This window comes from Clostridia bacterium, assembly GCA_019683875.1.
Taxonomy (GTDB): Bacteria; Bacillota; Sulfobacillia; order RBS10-35; family Bu92; genus Bu92.
This window is the reverse complement of the sequence record JADGHN010000116.1, coordinates 1-5,350: the sequence shown is the minus strand read 5'-3', so window position 1 is coordinate 5,350 and position 5,350 is coordinate 1. Positions and strand designations below refer to the sequence as shown.

The window sequence follows — 5,350 nt, the reverse complement described above, 5'->3', positions numbered from 1 at the left end:
GCACTTCCAAGAGCGCCATCGGCTCACCTCCCCGCCCCGCGGCCGGCGAAGCCCCCGCCGGCCGCCTCGCTGCCGGCGTCGGCCGCAGCGGCCGCGCCGTCCGCCAGATCGTCGTCCGGCGCCGCGTCGTCGTCGCGGCCGAGGTAGGCCTCGATGACCTGTGGGTCGTTGCGCACCTCGTCCGGCGTGCCGTCCGCAATCTTCCGGCCGCGGTCGAGCACCACGACGCGGTCGGAGACGCCCATCACGAGCGTCATGTCGTGCTCGATCAGCACGACCGTCACGCCGGAATCGCGGATCTTGCGCACCAGCTCCAGCAGTTCCGCCTTTTCCGTCGGGTTCATGCCGGCGGCCGGCTCGTCGAGCAGGAGCACCTCCGGCCGGCTGGCCAGCGCCCGCGCGATCTCCAGCCGGCGCTGGTCGCCGTAGGCGAGCTCGCTCGCCATGCGCTCCGCCTTGTCCTCAAGGCCCACGAAGCGCAGCCAGCGCAGCGCCTCCGCGAGGGACGCACGCTCCTCCCGGCGTTCGGCCGGGGTGTGCAGCATCGAGGCGACGACGCTGGCGCGCTGCCGGCAGTGCATGCCGACGAGCACGTTCTCGTACACCGTCATGCCCTTGAAGAGGCGGACGCCCTGGAACGTGCGCGCAAGCCCGGCGCGGACCACCAGGTGCGGCGGCAGGCCGGCGAGGCTGCGCCCGTTCAGCTCCACGCGGCCGGCGTCCGGCCGCACCACGCCCGTGATGCAGTTGAAGACCGTCGTCTTTCCGGCGCCGTTCGGCCCGATGATGCTGAGGATCTCGCCGCGGCGCACCTCGAACGACACGTCGTCCACAGCACGTAGGCCGCCGAAGTTCCGCGTGAGCCCCTCCACGCGCAGGACCGGCTCACCCGACGGCCCGGCCGTCCGGGCGCCCGCCGCCGGGCCGTCCACCCTGGGCGCGGCCGCCTCCGGCTCTCCCTCGGGAAGGACGCCCGGCGGGAGCGCGCGCCGGCGCGAGGCCGGCCACAGCCCCTGCGGCCGCAGGAGCATCAGCGCGATCAGCCCGAGCGCGAACACGAAGAGGCGCCAGGTCGCGACGGCCCGCAGCACCTCCGGCAGGCCGACGACCACCGCCGCGCCGAGGATCACCCCCGGCAGGCTGGCCATGCCGCCGAGCACGACGACCATCAGGATCAACACGGATTGCATGTAGGTGAAGCTCTGCGGGTTGATGACGCCGAGCCGGCTGGCGAAGAACGCCCCGGCCAGCCCGCCCCACAGGGCGCCCAGCACGTACGCCATCAGCTTCACGCGCACGGTCGGCACGCCGACGGCCTCGGCCGCCGACTCGTCCTCCCGCAGGCTCAGCCAGGCGCGCCCCAGCCGCGAATTCGCGAGCTGCCGCGAGAAGAACAGCGTCACCAGCAGGAGCGCCAGGCCCAGGTAATACATGGACGCCTGCGAATCGAGCTCGAAGCCGAACAGCGAGGGACGCGGCACGCCCCAGATGCCGTTCGGACCGCCCGTGAAGTCGAGGTTCGTCACGGTGATGCGAACGATCTCGCCGAAGCCCAGCGTGACGATCGCGAGGTAGTCGCTGCGCAGGCGCAGGGTCGGGTACCCGAGCACGGCGCCCGCCACCGCGGCGAAGGCCATGCTGAAGGGCACCGTCGCCCAGAACGGCCAGTGCAGTGTCGTCGTCAGCAGCGCCGTGGTGTACGCCCCGATCGCGAAGAAGGCGGCGTAGCCCAGGTCCAGGAGGCCCGCGTAGCCGACGACGATGTTCAGCCCCAGCCCCAGCACGGCGAACGTGAGAACGCCGATGCCGACGCTGATGGCGTAATCGCTCCCGAACGACGGGAACGCGAGGGCGAGGAGCAGGACGGCCCATGGCCCGAAGCGGCGCGCCACGGTGCCGGCACGGTGAGCGACATCGGCCATGGGACTACATCCTTTCCACCACGCGCTCGCCGAAGAGCCCGGTGGGCTTCACGACGAGCACCAGAATCAGCACCGCGAACACGATGACGTCCTTCCACTGTCCGGAAACGTACCCGCTGGAGAAGGCCTCAAGAAGGCCGATCAGGAGCCCGCCGACCATCGCGCCCGGGATGTTGCCGATCCCGCCGAGCACGGCGGCCGTGAACGCCCGCAAACCCAGGAGGAAACCCATCATGAAGTTGATCTGCGTGTAGTACGTCCCGTACATCACGCCGGCCGCGGCCGCGAGCGCAGAGCCGAGAAAGAACGTGAGCATGATCACGCCCTCGACGTGGATGCCCATGAGCCGCGCGGCGTCCTGGTCCAGGGCCAGCGCGCGCATCGCGGCGCCCACCGGGGTGCGGTGCACGAAAAGGTAGAGCCCCGCCATGAGCGCCAAGCTGAGCAGGAAAAAGCCGATCTGCGCGTACTTCACCTGGGCGCCCGCCAGGTTGAAGCCGGTCCCCGCCAGAAGGTGCGGATACGTCTGAAATCCGGCGCCGTACTTCAGCATGACGCCGTTCTCCAGCGCGAGGGACGCGCCCAACGCCGTGATGAGGATCGACAACCGCGGCGCCTTGAGAAGCGGTTGATACGCGACGCGTTCGATGACGAGCCCCAGCGCCCCCGTGGCCAGCATGGCCACGAGCAGCACGACCGCCAGGGCGACGATCGCCGGCAGGTGCCAGGCGGCGACGGCGGCGAGCGCCGTCCAGCCGATGAACGCGCCGACCATGAAGATGTCCCCGTGCGCGAAGTTGATCAGCCGGATGATGCCGTAGATCATCGTGTAGCCCAGCGCGACAAGCGCGTAGAAGGAGCCGACCGTCAGCCCGTTCACGAGGAACTGCAGGAACGCGCCCATGCCACACCTCCCTCGTACAGGCCGCGGCGGCGGCCGTCCGCCGCCGCCGCAACCCGCATCTTCAGCTGTGACCGGCGCGCCGCGGCTTCCCCGCGGCTGCGCCGCCGGGTCACTGGATGTCGACCCACTGGCCGTTCTCGAACTTCTTGTACGGCGTGAACTTGCCGTCCTTGACGATCGTCGTGATGTAGAGCTCGCCCGTGCGGTCGCCCTTCTCGTTGAAGGTGATGTCGCCGGTGAGGCCCTTGTACCCCTTGGTCTGCTTGAGCGCTTCGACGATCTTCTCAGGATCGGTCGAGTTCGCCCGCTGGATGGCGTCGGCCACGACCTTCACGCAGTCGTACTCGTAGACCGAGTACGGCCCCGGATCCTGGTTGTACTTGCTCTTGTAGTTGTTGACGAAGTCCTGCGCGCCCGTGAGGAACTGCGGGAGCGGGGCCGTCGTGATGATCATGCCCTCCGCCTTGTCGCCGGCCGTGGCGATGAGCGTCGGATCCTGGTTGGCGTCCCCGCCCATGAACGTGGCGGTGATGCCCAGCTCGCGCGACTGCTTCACCAGGATGCCGCCCTCGGCGAAGTAGCCCGTGAAGTAGATCACGTCCGGGTTCAGGCTCTTGATGCGCGTCAGCGTCGAGGTGTAGTCCTTCTCGCCGGGCGTGATCGCGTCGAAGAAGACGACCTGCACGCCGTTCTCCTCAAGCCCCTTCTTGGCCTCCTCGGCCAGGCCCTTGGCGTACGTCGTGTTGTCGTGGATCACGGCCGCCTTCTTCGCGCCCAGCACTTCCTTCATGAACTTGGCCGCGAACGGGCCCTGCTGGTCGTCACGGCCGATGACGCGGAACACGTTGCCAGGGTTCTTCTCCGTGAGATCCGGGTTCGTCGACGCGTCCGCGACGAACGCGATATGCTTCTGCGCCAGCACGCCGGTTTCCGGAATCGACGCGCTCGAGCAGTAGCCGCCGGCGACGGCCACGACGCCCTCGTCCATCAGCTTCTGGGCCGCCTGGACACCGACTTGAGAGTCGCACTGGTCGTCCTCGGGGACGATCTCGATCTTCTTGCCCAGCACGCCGCCGTTGGAGTTGATCTCTTCAGCGGCCAGCTTGGCGGCGTTGACGATGTCCGTGCCCGCGCTGGCGTAGTCGCCGGAAAGCGGCGCCGTCACGCCGATCTTGATGGTGCCGGAACCGCCCTCCGATCCGCCGCCCGCGCTCGACCCGCCACCCGAGCCGCAAGCCGTGGCCAACAGCGACAGCGCGGCAAGTGCGGCGCTGATCGCCAGCCACTTGCGCTTCAGCATGAATGAACCCCTCCCCAAACTTGCGCAGGATGCGCTCATCGACAAGATTCGTGTCGGATCCGGCTTTCACCTGCGTCTTGCATTATGTAAACATTGGGGTGTTCAGTAAAGTTTCCATTCAGCGGCGAGGACGGAGGAGGACCGGATTCGTCCGCGAGACGCCGCGCGAGCCTGCGCCCGCCTTTAAGCGTCGATGCGTGTCCACGGGAAGTCAACCCGGACGAAAAACCGCCGGCCTGGGCCGGCGGTTTCTCGTTGATCGTGATGTTCTTCGCGGCGATGCGGATCGTGCGCCGTGACGAATGCCCGCGCGACCGCTTAAGACGGCCGGCAGCAGTCCAGAACGCTGGCCGACAGGATGTCCGGCCCGATCTGACCCGTCTGGCTGTTGAACGGTGCGATCGCGACCAGGTTGGCGGCGTTCGCCGCGACGCCCGTGAACAGCACCCCTGTCCAGGCCGGCCGGGCGCTCGCCGGCGCCGGAAAGAGCTGCGTCTCCAGCACCATCTCGCGGAAGACGAGCAGGCCCAGGTACCCGTCGAAGTTGCCGAAGAACGACGGGTCGGGCAGCGTCACGCCGGTGAACGTCACGCGGAAGAAGCCCTTGGGTTGCTGGAGCAGCACCACGCCGCCGATGTCGAGACCGGCCGCCGCCGCGGTGGGCTGGAGGACGATGCAGCACGGGAATACGGTCGGCCGCACGGCCGGGATGCACAGCTGCTCGCCCGGGAAGATCAGGTTCGGGTTGGGGATCTGGGGGTTGGCCTGGATGAGCGCCGCCAGCGGAACCCCTTCCGCCTGCGCGATGCTCGACATGGTCTCCCCCGGGGCGACGGTGTGCAAGCGCCCGCCGGGGCAGAACGAGGCCGCGATGCCGGGAATGCAGAGAATCTGACCGATCTGCAGGTTCTGCGGGTTGACGCCCGGGTTGGCGGCCAGCAGCTGTTGCACGGTGACGCCGAACTTGCCGGCGATCGTGAACAGCGTCTCGCCGGCGCGCACGGCATAGAGAAGCCCGCCCATGCAGGAGACGGACATCGGCAAGACCGTCCTTTCAGGAGCCTTCCTCTGGACTCCTGCTTATGCGGACGGGCCTCCGGGCGTTCGCCGCCGGCCGCGGCGCCGGGACCAGGATTGCGGAGCGGCCGGGCGGCCGGGCGGCTCCGGGCGGGGTGGCCGGGGGCGGCCGCCGCTCGTCGCGACACCCGCGGCGGCCGCCACATC

At 69.0% G+C, this 5,350-nt stretch carries 4 protein-coding genes; all 4 read right to left on the bottom strand.

Annotation, left to right across the window (positions count from 1 at the left end; translation table 11 throughout):
- Positions 1-23 precede the first annotated feature (23 nt).
- Complete coding sequence (locus IRZ18_08345; GenBank protein MBX5477112.1) at positions 24-1,922, bottom strand: ATP-binding cassette domain-containing protein; 1,899 nt, start codon at positions 1,920-1,922, stop codon at positions 24-26.
- Positions 1,923-1,926: 4 nt separating this feature from the next.
- Positions 1,927-2,826, bottom strand: coding sequence for a branched-chain amino acid ABC transporter permease (locus IRZ18_08340; GenBank protein ID MBX5477111.1), 900 nt, complete (start codon positions 2,824-2,826; stop codon positions 1,927-1,929).
- Between the two features lie 109 nt (positions 2,827-2,935).
- Positions 2,936-4,126 (bottom strand): branched-chain amino acid ABC transporter substrate-binding protein, encoded by a 1,191-nt coding sequence (locus IRZ18_08335; GenBank protein MBX5477110.1) that lies wholly within the window; start codon positions 4,124-4,126, stop codon positions 2,936-2,938.
- A gap of 318 nt (positions 4,127-4,444) precedes the next feature.
- Positions 4,445-5,164 carry a LysM peptidoglycan-binding domain-containing protein gene (locus IRZ18_08330; protein ID MBX5477109.1) on the bottom strand — a complete coding sequence of 240 codons (720 nt, stop codon included), beginning with the start codon at positions 5,162-5,164 and terminating at the stop codon, positions 4,445-4,447.
- Between the last annotated feature and the right edge of the window lie 186 nt (positions 5,165-5,350).

Coding starts and splice junctions, on each gene's coding strand:
- IRZ18_08335 (MBX5477110.1), bottom strand. CDS start 4,126: ATGCTGAAGCGCAAGTGGCTGGCGATCAGCGCCGCACTTGCCGCGCTG.
- IRZ18_08345 (MBX5477112.1), bottom strand. CDS start 1,922: ATGGCCGATGTCGCTCACCGTGCCGGCACCGTGGCGCGCCGCTTCGGG.
- IRZ18_08330 (MBX5477109.1), bottom strand. CDS start 5,164: ATGTCCGTCTCCTGCATGGGCGGGCTTCTCTATGCCGTGCGCGCCGGC.
- IRZ18_08340 (MBX5477111.1), bottom strand. CDS start 2,826: ATGGGCGCGTTCCTGCAGTTCCTCGTGAACGGGCTGACGGTCGGCTCC.